Origin of the sequence: Rhodococcus sp. OK302, assembly GCF_002245895.1 — a bacterium.
GTDB lineage: Bacteria > Actinomycetota > Actinomycetes > Mycobacteriales > Mycobacteriaceae > Rhodococcus_F.
Genome location: NZ_NPJZ01000001.1, coordinates 1,367,533 through 1,384,057, shown reverse-complemented (window position 1 = coordinate 1,384,057; position 16,525 = coordinate 1,367,533). Strand labels below are relative to the sequence as shown.

The window sequence follows — 16,525 nt, the reverse complement described above, 5'->3', positions numbered from 1 at the left end:
TCCAGCGCGCTGGAAACGGTGCTCACCGTGCACAAAGGGTGCTCACTCCGGGCACAAACGGAAGTGACCCCGCACCAGAAGGTACGGGGCCACCTACAGATGACGCTCAGCCGACCAGCAGCTCCGCGATCTGAATGGTGTTGAGCGCAGCACCCTTACGCAGGTTGTCGCCCGAAACGAAGAGCGCGAGTCCGCGGCCCTCGGGAACACCCTCGTCCTGACGGATACGTCCGACCAGCGAAACATCGCTACCGGCAGCAGCCAACGGCGTCGGAACCTCGACGAGTTCGACACCGGGAGCGTCGGCAAGGATTTCCTTCGCGCGAGCGACAGAGATCGGGTTGGCGAACTCGGCGTTGATCGCGAGGGAGTGGCCCGTGATCACCGGAACGCGCACGCAGGTACCGGAAACCAGGAGGCCCGGAAGGCCCAGGATCTTGCGGCTCTCGTTGCGGAGCTTCTGATCCTCGTCGGTCTCGCCGCTGCCGTCGTCGACCAGCGAACCTGCGAGGGGCAGGACGTTGAACGCGATGGGAGCAACGTAGTTGTTCGGGGCCGGGAAATCGACAGCGCTGCCGCTGTGGACCAGCTTCTCGGCGTCACCGACAACTGCGCGCACCTGGCCGAGGAGTTCCTCGACGCCGGCGATGCCGCTACCGGAAACAGCCTGGTAGCTCGAGACGATGAGACGCTGCAGGCCGGCTTCGTCGTGCAGCACCTTCAGCACCGGCATTGCTGCCATGGTGGTGCAGTTGGGGTTCGCGATGATGCCCTTGACCAGGTTCTTCGCGTCCTGCGGGTTGACTTCGCTGACCACGAGAGGAACGTCGGGATCCTTGCGCCACGCGGAGGAGTTGTCGACAACCGTGGCGCCGGCAGCGGCGAACCGCGGAGCCTGCACGCGCGAGAGCGTCGCGCCTGCGGAGAAGAGGGCGATGTCGATGCCCTTGAGGTCCTCGTCGGAGGTTGCAGCAGCATCCTCGACGACGATCTCTTCGCCGCGGAACGTCAGCTTCTTACCGGCAGAACGAGCCGATGCGAAGAACCGCACCTTGTCTGCGGGGAAGTTTCGCTCTTCGAGCAGTGTGCGCATAACGATGCCGACCTGACCGGTCGCGCCGACTACAGCAATGGTTGTCATCTGGAAACTACCGTCCTGTTCCTGCGTGTACTACCGCTACTTCGTCTCCACCAAGTCCGAACGCGGCGTGGATAACCCGCACGGCGTCGTCCAATTCGGTGTCCTTGACCAGCACGGAAATGCGGATCTCGGAGGTGGAGATGAGGTCGATATTGATGTTCGCTTCCGCCAGTGCCTCGCAGAACGTTGCCGTGACGCCCGGGTGGCTACGCATGCCGGCTCCGACGAGGGAGAGCTTTCCGATGTGGTCGTCGAACAAGATCTGTGTGAAGCCGATCTCGTCCTGACGCTTGGTCAGCATCTCGACTGCCTTGGGGCCGTCGGCCGTCGGGAGCGTGAAGGTGATGTCCGTCTTGTTGGTCTCCACCTTGGAGATGTTCTGCAGCACCATGTCGATGTTGATCTCGGCATCGGAAACTGCGCGGAACACCTTGGCGGCATGTCCCGGTGTATCCGGCAATCCGACAACGGTGACCTTGGCTTCGCCGCGATCGTGCGCGACTCCGGTGAGCAGGGCCTCTTCCACAGGAATGTCCTCCATCGATCCGGACACGATTGTTCCGGGCTTGGTGGTGTATGACGAACGGACGTGCACGGGCACGTTGTAACGACGGGCGTATTCGACGCAGCGGAGCATGAGCACCTTGGCGCCACTCGCTGCTAGTTCGAGCATTTCCTCGAAGGAAACGGTCTCGAGGCGATGAGCGTCCGGGACGATGCGCGGATCAGCGGAGAAGACGCCGTCGACGTCGGTGTAGATCTCGCAGACGTCGGCATTCAGTGCAGCTGCCAAGGCAACAGCAGTGGTGTCCGAGCCACCACGTCCGAGCGTCGTGATGTCTTTGCTGTCCTGGCTGACGCCTTGGAACCCGGCAACGAGAACAATCGATCCCTCGTCCAGCGCAGTGCGCACGCGGCCGGGTGTGACGTCGATGATCTTGGCGTTGCCGTGGCTGCCGGTGGTGATGACTCCGGCTTGCGAGCCCGAGAACGAGCGGGCCTCGGCACCGAGTGAATGAATTGCCATCGCGACCAAGGAGTTGGAGATGCGCTCACCAGCAGTCAGCAGCATGTCCATTTCACGGGCCGGCGGTGAAGGGCACACCTGCTGAGCCAGGTCGAGCAGCTCATCGGTGGTATCGCCCATCGCTGACACCACGACGACGACATCATTGCCGGCCCTCTTGGTCTCGACGATCCGTTCAGCGACTCGTCGGATGCGCTCGGCGGATGACACCGAGGATCCGCCGTACTTCTGGACGACGAGAGCCACGCGTTTCTACCTCCAGGTCGAAATTGATTACAGATATCAGAGGTCGAGCTTACCGAGGTGGTCCTGGGACTTCCCGACGCGTCCTGAGATCCTGCTTCGCATCGACGTCGCGGAATGAGAACTACCCGCCACGTAACCCACCACTGCAACGGCAACTCCGCAGGCAAGAAGGACACGAATGCTGCTGACCAGCGACGTTGCGAGAGTGTCGTACACCGCAACGGCCGCTGCGGGCGACGGGATGTCTTGATCTTGTAAATAGATGCGCCGTACGACGGTCTGTGTCGCCAACAGCGCGATCATCGCTATCGCAGTGGCGAGGCCGACCAGTGACAACGCCCGCATTCGCTGGGGTGCGATCGCGACAGCTGCGACGGCACAGATCGCTGCGGCCCAGGGCAACCACACTGCGGCGCGGTCGAGTGCATTCGACCACCGCTGCGCTTGCACCAGTTCGTCGGATTGCAGGATGTCGAACTGCGGATCGAATGCCGGGAGCCTGTCGACGAGGGTGAAGCCGCGATCGCGTAGACGCGTCCGCAGTTCGGTCATGACCGGCTCCAGGGACACGGTGACGGTTCCCGTATCGTCGGCGCGCACTATGCCGTCGGTTGCCTGGCCGGTGACGGCAGCGGCCAGTTGTGCGTGGGCTTGACGGTTGACGCCGGTCCAGAGCGTCGCGAATTGATCGCTCGAAACCAGCGTGAATGCCACCTCGCGAACGAGGTTCTCGGCCGGACGTGTCAGCACCTGCGGAAACCCGTCCAGCCGCCGAGTCAGCTCTTCGGTCAGTCGATCGGCCACTGCTGCTTGTACTGCGGGATCCGCCGCCAAGGGCGCCACGGTCTCGACATAACTGTCGGTGTCATTGACCTGGGTGTGGACGAACAGAGCGACCACTGATGCTGCTGCGGTCAGTGCTGCGAGAACGATCAACAACGAACAGACGATCCAGCGCAACGCTCGCGTCACGCGGAAGTGGCGCGATAGGGCCGAATCTTCGCCGTGATGCGGTGAATACGGAGGTCGTCTGTGGGTATCCGGAAGGTCTCGGTGACTCGCACCGTCATCAGATTGCGCCCGAACAGGCCCGCATCGAGGAGGTACTCGGCAATCACGTCGTCACCGTCCACCGTCCAGTCGATGTCGCGAATCGCGCGCACGAGACGATACTGTGGACCTCCAGAGAGGCTGCGCCGCAAATGATTTCCCGAAAATCCTGTCTTCAGCCCGACTTCGTGCCGAACTGCGTCCGGGGCCAACGGAACGGAACTGCCATCGTGGCTGAGCAAAGCGTCGAGATAGGCGCGTGCCACGTCGATTCGGGGATCCATGTGGTCAGTCGATCACTTCGAAGTGCGAAACAACAGCACCGAACGCCCGACAAATTCGGCATGTCGCGCAACCCCACCACCTTCTTCCACATCTCAGGAGTAGAGTGCACAGCATGCAGCGCGCACTCCTCCTTGGTTGCCGCGACGGGGTCTGATCCAGACTGGCCTCCCGTCGCGGGGTTTTGTGTGCGCCGGTCGACCAAGCCTTCCGGACATTCGGTCATGACCAACAGGTCATCAGGCCGGGTCCACAATCCTGGAGATCACACCAATGTCCCCCGCTGACGCATTCACCACCGGCTCTCGCACCATCACCCCTCCCACGAAGCCGGCGCCCGCCGACCAGCCTGCGTGGAACACGCAGAAGAACTCGTCGATGCCGACGTTCCGCTACCGCTCCTTCTCCGAAGAAGTAGAGACGGTCTCGCTGCCTGACCGCACGTGGCCCGACAAGATCATCGATCGTGCACCGCAGTGGTGTGCCGTGGACCTGCGTGACGGCAACCAGGCCCTGATCGATCCGATGAGCCCGGCGCGTAAGCGTCGCATGTTCGACCTGCTGGTCCGCATGGGCTACAAGGAGATCGAGGTCGGTTTCCCGTCCGCAAGCCAGACGGACTTCGACTTCGTCCGCGAGATTATCGAAGACGGAGCAATCCCGTCCGACGTCACGATTCAGGTGCTGACGCAGTCGCGTCCCGAGCTGATCAAGCGCACGTTCGAGGCGTGTGAAGGTGCCGAGAACGCGATCGTGCACTTCTACAACTCCACCTCGATCCTGCAGCGCCGCGTCGTCTTCCGCGCCGACAAGACCACGATCAAGAAGATCGCCACCGACGCCGCCGAGCTGGTACTCGCCGAGTCGAAGAAGTACCCGGACACCAACTGGCGCTGGGAGTACTCCCCCGAGTCCTACACCGGCACCGAGCTCGAGTACGCCAAGGAAGTATGCGACGCCGTCACCGAAACCTTGGGTGCGACGCCGGACAACCGGGTCATCCTGAACCTGCCGGCAACCGTCGAGATGGCCACCCCCAACGTGTACGCCGACTCCATCGAGTGGATGCACCGCAACCTGGCCCGTCGCGACTCCGTCATCCTGTCGCTGCACCCGCACAACGACCGCGGAACAGGCGTCGCTGCAGCCGAACTGGGCTACCAGGCCGGCGCCGACCGCATCGAAGGCTGCCTGTTCGGCAACGGTGAGCGCACCGGAAACGTCTGCCTGGTCACCTTGGGCCTGAACATGTTCACGCGCGGCGTCGACCCACAGATCGACTTCTCCAACATCGACGAAATCCGTCGCACGGTCGAGTACTGCAACCAGCTGCCCGTCCACGAGCGTCACCCGTATGGCGGCGACCTGGTCTACACCGCGTTCTCCGGCAGCCACCAGGACGCCATCAACAAGGGCCTCGACGCCATGAAGGTCGACGCCGACAGTCAGAACGCCGACATCGACGACATCCTGTGGCAGGTTCCGTACCTGCCCATCGATCCCAAGGACGTCGGCCGCAGCTACGAGGCCGTCATCCGCGTCAACTCGCAGTCCGGCAAGGGTGGCGTCGCGTACATCATGAAGGCCGATCACGGTCTGGTGCTGCCGCGTCGTCTGCAGGTCGAGTTCTCACAGTCGGTCCAGAAGATCACCGACGGTGAGGGCGGCGAGGTCTCGCCGAAGGAAATGTGGGACGTCTTCCACGAGGAGTACCTGGCTCCCGTCATGCCGCTCGAGCGCATGAAGCAGAAGGTCACCGCTTCCGAAGAGGACGGCGGCACCGACTCCATCACCGCAATCGTGAAGGTGAACGGCAAGGAGCAGGAGATCTCGGGCACCGGCAACGGTCCGCTCGCAGCCTTTGTCGACGCTTTGGGCAGCATCAACTTCGATGTTCGGGTTCTCGACTACTCCGAGCACGCCATGTCCGCTGGTGACGACGCGCAGGCTGCGGCCTACGTCGAGTGCGCCGTGACCGGTCCGGACGGTCAGAGCACCGTCGTCTGGGGCGTCGGAATTGCTACCTCGATCACGACCGCGTCACTGCGCGCCGTGGTGTCGGCGGTAAACCGCGCGAGCTAATTTCACCAGTTCTCTCAACTGTGGCTCCTATCCGATTCGGATGGGAGCCACAGTCATTTCGTCCGCGCCCCGAGTTTCCGGTGGCCGCCTCAAAACTAATTATTCATCGCGAATCACCCATCAAGGATGATGCAGACACTGCTTGCGCGTGAGATAGTCAGCTCAGATTAATCCACCTTGCGAAATGGAGCTCGACAATGGATTCCTTCTGGGATTTCCTCTGGCTGATCGTCATCACGTTCGCGTTCGTCGCGTACCTGATTCTGCTGTTCTCGATCATTACGGACCTGTTCCGCGATCACAAGACTTCCGGATGGAAGAAAGCGATCTGGATTTTCTTCCTCTTCGTCATCCCGTGGCTCACCGCGCTGGTGTACCTCATCGTGAAGAGTGACGGAATGGCGCAGCGCTCCATGGAAGCTGCCAAGCATGTTCAGCAGGCACAGGAGAGCTACATTCGCGAGGTTGCCGGTAAGTCTCCGGCCGAATCAATTGCTGATGCCAAGGCACTTCTCGACGCCGGCACCATCACGCAAGATGAATTCGCAGCGCTGAAGGCTAAGGCCCTCGCCTGATACCTTCCCCACGATTAGTGTGGGGATGCACTACCGAAACGGGAGCGACACTAATCGTGTCGCTCCCGTTTTTGCGTTCATTCTGCGACTGCTCTCACGACATCGCGGAAAGCGTCGAGCACCAGTCCGATCGCCGGACTTCGCTCAGCCTGTAATCGCGTTGCCAATTCATAGATACGGGCCGCCCGCACACCGGCCAACGGTTTCCTCGATACCCCGGAATGAGTGACCGCATGCCGGGGCATCAATGCCACTCCGTGCCCGGCCGCCACCAACTCCTCGATGACACGGAAATCGTTTATCCGATGCCCGACTCGCGGTTGCACCCCGGTAACAGCCGCAACCGAAAGCAGTACGTCGTCGACCGGAAACCCGCCACGCACGCTAATCCAATTCTCGTCGGCTAATTGTTCCAACCGAACCGAATCTTGCTTGGCCAAGGGATGATCCGGCCGCAACACCAAGTCGATCGGTTCGCGCATCAGAGTCTGCACGGTGACGCGCGGAAATGATGTTCCGACGGCGCGCTCGTCGCGGTGCGTGAGAATCACATCGTGATCAGCCAACAATCCCGGGACCGCCGACGCCGGTTGATCGACGTCGCAGGCATCGATGTCCACGCCCGACCCTTGCAGCGCCGTCAGTACCCCGGGCAGTAGTAGCGCGGCGCCTGACGGGAAGAACGCGACGCGCACTTTGCCCCGGGGCGAACCCCGATACAACGCCATCTCCGCGTCGGCACGCTCGAGAGCGGCCACGACGTCGTCCGCCCGCCGGACCAATGCGCGACCCGCGTCGGTGAGTCGAAGCTTGCGGCCGTCAGGCTCCAGGAGGGGCACGCCGGCCTCACGGGCGAGGATCTTGAGCTGCTGTGAGACCGCGGACGGCGTCATCGAAAGTGCTGCTGCGGCAGCTGCGACGGTTCCCCTGTCGGCCAGTTCTCGAAGAACTCTCAACCGGGTCGCATCCATGTAGCAAAACTACATCAATGGTGCATCTTTATTCGCTTGTGCTGATGCTTTGAACGGCTCACGATAAGTGCCATGACTCCCCGCGACCGGCTGCTCGGATTGACCGTCATCGTCTTGTGGGGACTCAATTTCCTGGCGATTCGCGTAGGCCTCGACCATTTTCCGCCGTTCTTCTTTGCCGCACTGCGCTTTCTGCTCATCGCGATTCCGGTGGTGATTTTCGTGCCCCGGCCGCAGGTTCCGATGCGATGGTTGCTGCTCTACGGTTTCGGTTTCGGCTTCGGCCAATTCGCGTTTCTGTTCTGGGCGATGCACACCGGAATGCCGACCGGGTTGGCGTCGCTGGTGCTGCAGTCATCTGCACCGTTCACGGTTCTGTTGGGCGCCGTCCTGCTTCGAGAAAAACTCAGCGTGTGGCAGGTTTCCGGGATCGGCGTCGCGGTGGCCGGCATGGCGCTGATCGGCTGGGATCGCTCGCATCATGCGGCATTGCTGCCCGTGATCCTGACACTTCTGGCGGGCTTGTCCTGGGCATTCGGCAACCTCGGTAGCCGTCTTGCCGCCGCGAATACCGTCGGCGATCCGCAGCCGATGCGCCTGATGTTGTGGATGTGCGTCATTCCCCCGCTGCCGATGCTGGCGTTGTCGGCGGCGGTCGAAGGCCCCACCGCGGGCTGGCGTGCACTCTCGACGGCATTGAGCATCGACGGCCTGCCGTCACTGATCGGCCTCGCTTACATCGTTCTGCTGGGCACCATCGTCGGAACGGGCATCTGGACCACACTGATGAGTCGCTACCCCGCCGGCAAAGTGGCTCCCCTCTCCCTCCTGGTCCCGATTGTCGGAATCGGCGCGTCCTGGCTGTTCCTGCATGAGACACCCAGCCCGTTGTCACTGGTGGGAGCCGTTATCGTCATCGCGGGGGCGATCGCCACCCAGAGGCGCCCAGCACCGGCGGCGACTGTTCCCTCGAGCACAACTCCACTCGAACCACCTGCGCGACTCGGCGTCTGAGCGCGCGCTGTGCAAAACTCGGGCCGTGGGAACTGGACTAACGATCACGGCGCGCGGAAAGCTCGCCCTGCGCGCTGCCGCAGCAGCATCCTGGGCATCGCAGAAAGCCGGCCGAGGCAAAGGGTCGATGATCGGCGGGCTGATAGCCCTCAAGATCGACCCGACGCTCATGACACAGCTCGGACGCGGAAAACGCACCGTCGTAGTCACCGGAACCAACGGCAAGTCCACGACGACGCGCATGACCGCAGCGGCTCTCGCCACCGTCGGCGAGGTGGCGACGCAAGCGGACGGTGCCAACATGGACGCCGGCATCGTCGCAGCCCTGGCAACCCGCTTGAACGCTCCCATCGCCGTGCTGGAAGTTGACGAACTGCACGTCCCTCACGTTGCCGACGCCGTGAACCCCGAAGTGATCGTGCTGCTGAACCTGAGCCGCGATCAGCTCGACCGAGTCGGCGAGATCAACATGATCGAACGCAGGTTGCGGGCATGCGTTGATGCGCACCCGAATGCGGTCATCATCGCGAACTGCGACGACGTATTGATCACGTCGATTGCCTACGACGCACCCAATGTCGTGTGGGTTGCCGCCGGCGGCGGCTGGGCCGGAGATTCGGTCAGCTGCCCGCGCACCGGCGAGCCCATCGTGTGGGAGGGAAAGCACTGGCGCAGTACGGGTTCGGACTTCGCGCGGCCTGAGCCGTCATGGTGGCTCGACGACAACAACCTGTACGGCCCGGACGGCCTGACCATCCCGATGACACTGACTCTGCCCGGAAAAGCCAACCGCGGCAACGCCGCTCAGGCTGTTGCCGCAGCGGTCACCTTGGGCGCAGACGCGGCAGATGCCGTTGCCGCAGCGTCCACAGTCCAAGAAGTTGCCGGGCGCTACAGCACCGTCCAGGTCGGAGCCCACTCCGTCCACATGCTGCTGGCAAAGAATCCTGCCGGCTGGCAGGAAGCCCTGTCCATGATCGATCCGAGCGTCGACGGCCTCGTTATCGCTGTCAACGGGCAGGTCCCGGACGGCGAAGACCTCTCATGGCTGTGGGACGTGAAATTCGAGCACTTCGAAGGCGTCAAAGTGATCGCTGCCGGCGAGCGCGGAACCGACCTGGCCGTCCGCCTCACCTACGCCGGTGTCGAGCACACGCTTGATCCGGACCCCTTGCGCGCCATCGCTTCCTGCCCGCCCGGACGCGTGGAAGTGCTCGCCAACTACACGGCATTTCGCGACTTGAACACTGCTATCGCCAAGGAGACCCGCGATGTCTGACTCGACAGTGCGTATCGGCCTGGTCCTCCCCGACGTCATGGGCACCTACGGCGACGGCGGCAATGCTCTGATCCTGCGTCAGCGTCTGCGGATGCGCGGGTACGACGCCGAAATCATCGACATCACACTCAATGACCCGGTCCCGGACTCACTCGACGTCTACACCCTCGGCGGCGCCGAGGATTCCGCTCAGCGACTCGCTACCCGGCACCTCACCAAGTACCCGGGCCTGCAGCGCGCGGCCGAGCGCGGCGCACCCGTGCTGGCTATCTGCGCGGCCATCCAAGTTCTGGGCAACTGGTACGAAACCTCCAGTGGCGAGCGCGTCGACGGCGTCTCCATGCTGGACGTCACCACCTCACCGCAGGAAAAGCGATCCATCGGCGAAGTGATCACCAAGCCTCTGATCGACGGACTCAGTGCCCCACTCTCAGGTTTCGAAAACCATCGTGGTGGAACAACTCTGGGTACCGCCGCCTCAGGATTTGCGCGTGTCACCCATGGCGTCGGCAACGGTGTCGGCGACGGCCTCGAGGGCGTCGTCCAGGGTTCCGTGATCGGCACCTACATGCACGGACCGGCATTGGCCCGCAATCCTGAACTGGCTGATCTACTGCTCAAGCGCGCTCTGGGCGTAGACGAACTTGCACCGCTTCATCTCCCCGAGGTGGATCAACTGCGCAAGGAACGTCTCTCCGCTCGCTAGCCTTCGGCCGTGGAGCCTTCGGACTTGGTGCCTTCGGTGAGAATCAACTCCACTGCGAGGAGCGCCGCGCACGCCAAGCCGGCGACAAGTTCCGGCACGGCGGTGAAGGTGCCACCCAGAACGACGACGACGGCGATTGCGAACGGAGCCAACGTTCGCGTCGACGAATCATGCAGCCGAATGTGAATGAACCACAACGCCGCAAGGATGACCGCGACAGGAATGGTGACGGCAGCCCCGGTCACCAGGGCGCTACCGTCCCCGTGGGCGGTCCAATAGTCGACGCGCGCAGCCAATCCGGCGCCGATGGCCGCTGCTGCCGCAAAGATGAAGTAGTGCCCGAAACCCCAGACGAACGGTGACGCATCGTCACCGCCGAGGGCATCGCCCGCGTTTCGCTGGAAGTAAGTACAACCACCACAGGCTGAAAACGATGAGGATGCCGCCGATCACGACGTACGCGACCTTGGCCGCCGGGTGTTCGCCGGCCACCGCGTCCTGAATCGCCACCGTCGTCGACAGGATTGTTTCGCCCAGGACAATGATGAAAAACAGCGAGTACCGCTCGGCAATGTGGTGCGGATGCCACGGCGTCATCCCCGGCTTCTCCGAGATGACCGGCACCGCGAATTCGCAGAGAACCAGGAACAGGAATGTCGGCACGTAGAGTGCCGACGGAACGAAGTAGAAGCCGATCCACCCGGCCTGAACCAGAACGACACCGAGTGCGTATCTCCGTGCGGTGAGCGCATATTCGGGACAGTTTCTCGAGACTCGAATCCACTGAATCACCAACGCTATTCGCATGATGACGTATCCGACGATGATCAGTAGGGCGTCGTCGTCGAAGAATCGCACAATCCCGGCGGCGAGTACCAACGAGCCCAGGATTTGAAAGATCGTCAGCAACCGCGCGATACCGTCGTCGTTGTCGAAGGCGGAAGCGAACCACGTGAAGTTGAGCCACGTCCACCAGATCGCGAAGAAGGCCATCACAAAGTGGCCGACGCCCAAGGCCCAATGACCGTCACTGATGGCGTGGTGAAGTCCGGTGGCGGCCTGGGCAACTGCCACGACAAAGCACAGGTCCGTCAGTAGTTCGAGTGGTGTGGCTACTCGGTGTTCCTCGTTCGGATCGCGAGGAACCAACGGACGGATGAACGAACTGACACGATTCACGGTTCGCACAGTAGCGCGCCGAGTGCCGATGCGCTGGACCACTCGACTACCCACTTAGCGGGATTCACCGCTACGGCCAGGATTGTCGTGATACGAGTAGAGGGAACAACTCCTGTCTGCGGTAATCCCGGACCGGGGAAATCAGCCTGCGGGCTCAGTCTTGTAGCGAGGTAATTCTCTATGTCCATTGCACTTTCCGAAGACCAGCGCGCCCTCGCACAGTCGGTTCGCGATTACATCTTGCGGGCAGAACCGCTCATCGAAGCTCGCGAATGCCTCGACAAGCCGACAAACGAATTGCCCTCAGGATGGTCGACTTTCGCGGAACTCGGCTGGCTGGGCGTCCATCTACCGGAAGAGTACGGTGGCGCCGGATTCGGCCTGCCGGAATTGACGGTAATCGTGGAGGAATTGGGCGCGGCAATGGCGCCCGGGCCACTGCTGCCGACGGTGTGGGCGTCGGCTGTCATCGCGGCAGCGGGCACCAGCGAGCAACAGGAAGCGCTGATTCCGGGCCTGATCGACGGAACCGTCGTCGCGACGGTCGGGATCAGCACCACTGCCACGCTGTCAGGTTCGACGGTCGAGCTGACTGCGCCCGTAGAGATGCTCTGTGCGGCAACGGCAGATATCCTCCTCGTCTCGATCGGTGAGGACGTCGTCGTTTTGCGACGCGAGCAGGTGCAGGTAACGGACTCGCCGACTCTTGATCCGACGCGCACCGTCTCGGCAGTGACCACCAACGGCCGCGTCGACGCCGTCGCAGTTCTGGCGGGCGCGGGTGCACACGCCGTCTCGATCGGCCGCACCCTGGCTGCCGCCGAAGCCGCCGGAGTGATTACTGCGGCCACAAAACTGGCCGTCGAATATGCAAAGGACCGCTTTGCGTTCGGCCGCGCGATCGGCTCGTTCCAGTCGGTCAAACACATCCTCGCGAACATGCTGGTAGACCGCGAAATGTCCACCGCGGCTGCCTGGGACGCAGCGCAGGCAGCATCCGACAACGAGGATCAGAGCTCGTTGGCAGCAGCAGTCGCAGTTGTGACAGCTCTACCCGCGGCCATGCGGGTTACCCAGAAGTGCATCCAGATCCACGGCGGAATCGGGTACACCTGGGAGCACGATGCCCACCTGTATCTGCGTCGTGCCGGGGCTCTGAATGCCGCATTCTCCCCCGTCCTCGCCCGCGCTGATATCGCCGACGCCACCGCAGCTGGGATCCGGCGCGAATCGACCATCGAACTGCCGGCCGAGGCTGACGAATACCGCGAGCAGGCGCGTGAATTCGTGAAGAATGCCGCTGCTGCTCCCGCCGATCAACTGCGTCGCCTACTGGTTGATTCCGGCTACGCCGTTCCGCATTGGCCGGCGCCGTGGGGCCGCGGCGCCGGTGCCGTCGAGCAGTTGGTACTGGAAGAGGAACTGTCGACAGTTGATCTGCCGCAGTACGGAATCGGCGAATGGGTGCTGCTCACCGTTGTCGGGCACGGTACCGCCGAACAGCACGAGCGCTTTGTCGACGCCAGTCTCATGGGCACCGTGAAATGGTGCCAGTTGTTCAGTGAGCCCGGCGCCGGTTCCGATGCCGCGGGAATCACTACCAAAGCTCGGCGCGTCGACGGCGGCTGGATTGTCAACGGCCAGAAGACGTGGACCAGCGGCGGCGTGACGTCGACGCACGGCATGGCGACTGTCCGCACCGACCCCGAGGCACGAAAGCACAAGGGCATCACCATGATGCTCATCGACATGGCTGCTCCCGGAGTGCAGGTGCGCCCGATCAAGCAGATCACCGGCGACTCACACTTCTCCGAGGTTTTCCTCGACGACGTCTTCGTTCCCGACGCCGATGTACTCGGCGACGTCAACGGCGGGTGGGGCGTTGCACGCTCTGCTCTCGGAAACGAACGCGTGACGATCGGCCGTGAACGACTGGGCCTGGGCGTCACGTACAGCATCCACGATCTGTTCACCGTGGTGCGCACTACGAACTCCGGGATGGACGATGCTGTGGCCGACCTTGTGGCTGAGGATCTTTCCCTGCGGGCACTCACCACTCGCATCGCAGAAATGGCTGTACTCGGCGCCGGCCCGGGACCCGAAGGCGCGGTGTTGAAGCTGGTCGGCAGTGAGCACGGACAAAGGCTCGCCGACGCCGGACTGCTGCTCTCCGGATTCCTCCCGAGCGACAGCGAATCGAAAAAGCCTGTCCATCACAGCTTTCTGGAGGTTCGCTTCCAGACCATTGCCGGCGGGACATCGGAAATCCTCCGCAACCAGATCGGCGAGCTCATTCTCGGACTACCAAGGGAGCCGGCTCTTGCCTGATTCACTCGACCCTTCACTCACCGGCCTTACCGATCTTACCGGCCGCACCGCGATCGTCACCGGTGCAGGCGCCGGCTTGGGCCGTGCGGAAGCACTGGCCCTGGCCGCTCGTGGTGCATCTGTCGTTGTCAACGACATCGGCTCCGCGGCGCAGGATGTCGTCCGCGAGATCGAGGCTCTCGGATCCCGCGGGGTAGCCGTGACCGGCGACGTCAGCGACTGGTCGCTGGGAGATCACCTGGTCGAAGCGGCAGTCGATTCATTCGGCAGCCTCGACATCGTTGTCAACAACGCCGGAATAACCCGAGACGCAATGCTATTCAACATGTCCGAGAAGCAATGGGACGACGTCATCGCGATCCATCTCAAAGGGCATGCGGCACTGTCACGCTCGGCTGCGATCCATTGGCGCGCAGCAGGCAAGGCGGCGGGTGGCCCGGTATACGGGCGCGTAATCAACACCGCCTCCGAGGCATTCCTGCTCGGCGGTGCGGGTCAGGCCAATTACGCTGCGGCCAAGGCCGGAATCGTCGCGCTTACGCTCTCTACCTCACGTGGTCTGGCGAAATACGGCGTTACCGCCAACGCCATCTGCCCACGCGCCCGGACGGAAATGACTGCCGGAGTATTCGCCGGCGGAGAACCCGCGACGGGGCTGGACATCATGGCGCCCGAGCGCGTCGCCACCTTCGTCTCGTTCCTGGCTACGCCAGCAGCGCAGACGATCAACGGCCAGGTGTTCGTCGTCTACGGCGACATGGTTGCCTTGATGGCCCCGCCCACGGTGCAGCAGAAATTCGTGGCCTCAGACGGGACCTTCACGGTGGAGGAATTCGCCGATCAACTGGTTCCGTACATCGCGGAACTACCAGCAGGACAGACTTACTCCGCGACCAGCATCGTCGCGCTCGATACGACGGGGACCTAACCACTGTGCGCCTCTATTAACCGCCCGCGGTTAATAGAGGCGCACAGCTCAGGCTGTCGGCAACATCGCCGACCGGCCGTGCGCACGAAATTCCGATTCTATGGCTTCGCGGCCCGCATCATCGAGGGGTACATACTCGTTCGTCTTACCCACACGCAGGTACACGGCATCTGTACTCACCCAGGCTGCGCGACGCAACGGATTCTTGTTGACCTTGTTGCTGCCGGTCAAGGGAATTCGGTCGATGACTCGGACGAATCGCGGCCACCACTTTGCACCCATGTCCGGCTGTTCGCCGAGGAACTCTCCGAAAGCTTTGGCGTCGAATCCTTTTCCATCTTCCATCTCCACAACCGCCATCACCTGATCACCGGTCCGAGGATCCGGAACGGCGAAGATCGGTGCAGCGGCAATTCCCGGCGCGCGTTGCAACACTCGCTCCACCGGTGCAGCCGAGAAGTTTTCGCTGTCCACCCGCAACCAGTCGGACGAGCGCCCGGCGAAATAGAAGTATCCGTCCGAGTCGCGGTAAGCGAGGTCTCCGGACCAGAAGTCGGCGCCCTTGACACGATCCGCCATCGCTCCGGGGTTCTTGTAGTACCCCTCGAAGGTATGGGCGAGGCCGATCGCCACCATCTCACCGGTGGCTTCGGCATTGATCAGCCGTCCGTCACTGTCGAATTCCGCAGGTGGACATTCGAGGCCGGTCTCCTCGTCGAGGACTCTGATGTCGAGTCCATTCTGTGGAACGCCCAGCGAATCCTTCGGGGTCTCCGGTGTTCGCCCGATCCGGAACACGCCTTCGCTCAGTCCGTAGCCCTCCATCACCGTGCAGCCGTAACGTTCGGAGAATCGCCGCACGTCGGTTTCCGACGCCTCGGTACCGAAGGCCAATTCCAGGGCGCTGTGGGCGTCTCTCTCGTCCTCGGGCTGACTCAGCACATAGGAGAGGGCTCGACCGACGTAATTGACGTAGGTGACGCCGTAACGATGGATGTCGGGCCCGAACTTGCTTGCCGAGAACTTCCTCGTCATCGCGACCGTTGCACCGGCGTACATCGCGGGAGCGAGATTCAACATCACGGCATTACCGTGGAACAACGGCATGCACAGATACGTCACCGAATCCCGTCGCATCGAGACCCGATCGACCATGGCTGCGGTGAGTCGCGCCAAACGACCCTGCCCGACGATCACAGCCTTCGGTGCCCCTGTCGATCCGGAGCTGAAAAGCAGCAACGCCTTATCTTCCGGGGTCGGTCCGGTCTCCGGGAGCGACGCTCCACGGAATGGTGCCAGGAATTCGGCATACTCGACGCTGTCGATGTTGAGAATCCGTTCCGGCGGTAGGCCGTGAGCCGTTCCCTCCACCAGATGCGCCAGCGCGTTCTCGGTGATCACGATGTCTACGTCACCGTGGCTGATGTCGTTGGCCAGCTCCAGGCCGTTACGGCTCGCGTTGATGCCGACAACCGCTGCCCCGGCCAAAGGTCCGGCGGCGAGCCAGAATACGAAGTCCGGAACATTCTCGAGCAGGACGCCCACGTGGATCTGACGGCCGTCCGGCTTGGGAATCAACGCGGTCAATGCCGCTGCGCGATCAGCACTTTCCTGAACAACCTCACGCCAGGACCAGGAGCTGTCCTCGTACCGAAGACCACCTCCGTCGTCCCCAGCGCGGCTTCGAATTATCTCTGCATACGTGTCCATATCTAGC

At 62.6% G+C, this 16,525-nt stretch carries 14 protein-coding genes and 1 pseudogene; 7 read left to right on the top strand and 8 right to left on the bottom strand.

Annotated features, from left to right (window positions below; all coding sequences use genetic code 11):
* Positions 1–106 precede the first annotated feature (106 nt).
* From BDB13_RS06235 to BDB13_RS06220, 4 genes are read right to left on the bottom strand one after another with little or no spacing between them, the layout of a single operon-like run.
* A complete protein-coding gene (locus BDB13_RS06235; protein ID WP_094270882.1) occupies positions 107–1,141 on the bottom strand; it encodes an aspartate-semialdehyde dehydrogenase in 1,035 nt (344 codons plus the stop codon).
* A gap of 7 nt (positions 1,142–1,148) precedes the next feature.
* Positions 1,149–2,414, bottom strand: coding sequence for an aspartate kinase (locus BDB13_RS06230; RefSeq protein WP_094270881.1), 1,266 nt, complete (start codon positions 2,412–2,414; stop codon positions 1,149–1,151).
* Between the two features lie 36 nt (positions 2,415–2,450).
* Positions 2,451–3,386 carry a hypothetical protein gene (locus BDB13_RS06225; RefSeq protein ID WP_094270880.1) on the bottom strand — a complete coding sequence of 312 codons (936 nt, stop codon included), beginning with the start codon at positions 3,384–3,386 and terminating at the stop codon, positions 2,451–2,453.
* Entirely contained in the window at positions 3,383–3,748 is a 366-nt protein-coding gene (locus tag BDB13_RS06220; RefSeq protein WP_094270879.1) for a hypothetical protein, read from the bottom strand. The genes BDB13_RS06225 and BDB13_RS06220 overlap by 4 nt, the downstream gene beginning before the upstream one ends.
* A 271-nt stretch (positions 3,749–4,019) precedes the next feature.
* Here BDB13_RS06220 and leuA point away from each other — a divergent pair, with 271 nt between their 5' ends.
* Positions 4,020–5,828: a 2-isopropylmalate synthase gene (gene leuA / locus BDB13_RS06215; RefSeq protein ID WP_094270878.1), complete on the top strand. Its 1,809-nt coding sequence runs from the start codon at positions 4,020–4,022 to the stop codon at positions 5,826–5,828.
* 197 nt (positions 5,829–6,025) lie between these two features.
* Positions 6,026–6,403, top strand: a complete 378-nt coding sequence (locus BDB13_RS06210; RefSeq protein WP_094270877.1) for an SHOCT domain-containing protein — start codon at positions 6,026–6,028, stop codon at positions 6,401–6,403.
* A 77-nt stretch (positions 6,404–6,480) separates the two neighbouring features.
* Here the strand turns inward: BDB13_RS06210 and BDB13_RS06205 are convergent, their stop codons facing one another.
* Positions 6,481–7,374 (bottom strand): LysR family transcriptional regulator, encoded by an 894-nt coding sequence (locus tag BDB13_RS06205; RefSeq protein WP_094270876.1) that lies wholly within the window; start codon positions 7,372–7,374, stop codon positions 6,481–6,483.
* Positions 7,375–7,446: 72 nt separating this feature from the next.
* On the opposite strand from BDB13_RS06205, the gene BDB13_RS06200 reads away from it, so the two are divergent.
* Genes BDB13_RS06200 through BDB13_RS06190 form a run of 3 tightly spaced genes read left to right on the top strand, consistent with a single transcriptional unit; the run spans position 7,447 to position 10,373 of the window.
* Positions 7,447–8,388: an EamA family transporter gene (locus BDB13_RS06200; RefSeq protein WP_094270875.1), complete on the top strand. Its 942-nt coding sequence runs from the start codon at positions 7,447–7,449 to the stop codon at positions 8,386–8,388.
* Positions 8,389–8,413: 25 nt separating this feature from the next.
* Complete coding sequence (locus BDB13_RS06195) at positions 8,414–9,667, top strand: Mur ligase family protein (protein WP_094270874.1); 1,254 nt, start codon at positions 8,414–8,416, stop codon at positions 9,665–9,667.
* Positions 9,660–10,373 (top strand): type 1 glutamine amidotransferase, encoded by a 714-nt coding sequence (locus tag BDB13_RS06190; protein ID WP_094270873.1) that lies wholly within the window; start codon positions 9,660–9,662, stop codon positions 10,371–10,373. Before BDB13_RS06195 ends, BDB13_RS06190 begins: the two co-directional genes overlap by 8 nt.
* Here BDB13_RS06190 and BDB13_RS32820 read toward each other — a convergent pair.
* Positions 10,370–10,723, bottom strand: a pseudogene (locus BDB13_RS32820) (low temperature requirement protein A); the annotation flags it as partial. The gene BDB13_RS06190 and the pseudogene BDB13_RS32820 overlap by 4 nt on opposite strands.
* Positions 10,724–10,742: 19 nt before the next feature.
* Complete coding sequence (locus BDB13_RS06185) at positions 10,743–11,552, bottom strand: low temperature requirement protein A (RefSeq protein ID WP_254922729.1); 810 nt, start codon at positions 11,550–11,552, stop codon at positions 10,743–10,745.
* A gap of 180 nt (positions 11,553–11,732) precedes the next feature.
* On the opposite strand from BDB13_RS06185, the gene BDB13_RS06180 reads away from it, so the two are divergent.
* Together BDB13_RS06180 and BDB13_RS06175 are read left to right on the top strand one after the other, a co-directional pair.
* Complete coding sequence (locus BDB13_RS06180) at positions 11,733–13,880, top strand: acyl-CoA dehydrogenase (RefSeq protein WP_094270872.1); 2,148 nt, start codon at positions 11,733–11,735, stop codon at positions 13,878–13,880.
* Positions 13,873–14,808: a 3-oxoacyl-ACP reductase gene (locus BDB13_RS06175; RefSeq protein ID WP_094270871.1), complete on the top strand. Its 936-nt coding sequence runs from the start codon at positions 13,873–13,875 to the stop codon at positions 14,806–14,808. The genes BDB13_RS06180 and BDB13_RS06175 overlap by 8 nt, the downstream gene beginning before the upstream one ends.
* Positions 14,809–14,856: 48 nt before the next feature.
* Here the strand turns inward: BDB13_RS06175 and BDB13_RS06170 are convergent, their stop codons facing one another.
* Positions 14,857–16,518 (bottom strand): AMP-binding protein, encoded by a 1,662-nt coding sequence (locus BDB13_RS06170; protein ID WP_094270870.1) that lies wholly within the window; start codon positions 16,516–16,518, stop codon positions 14,857–14,859.
* Positions 16,519–16,525: the final 7 nt, after the last annotated feature.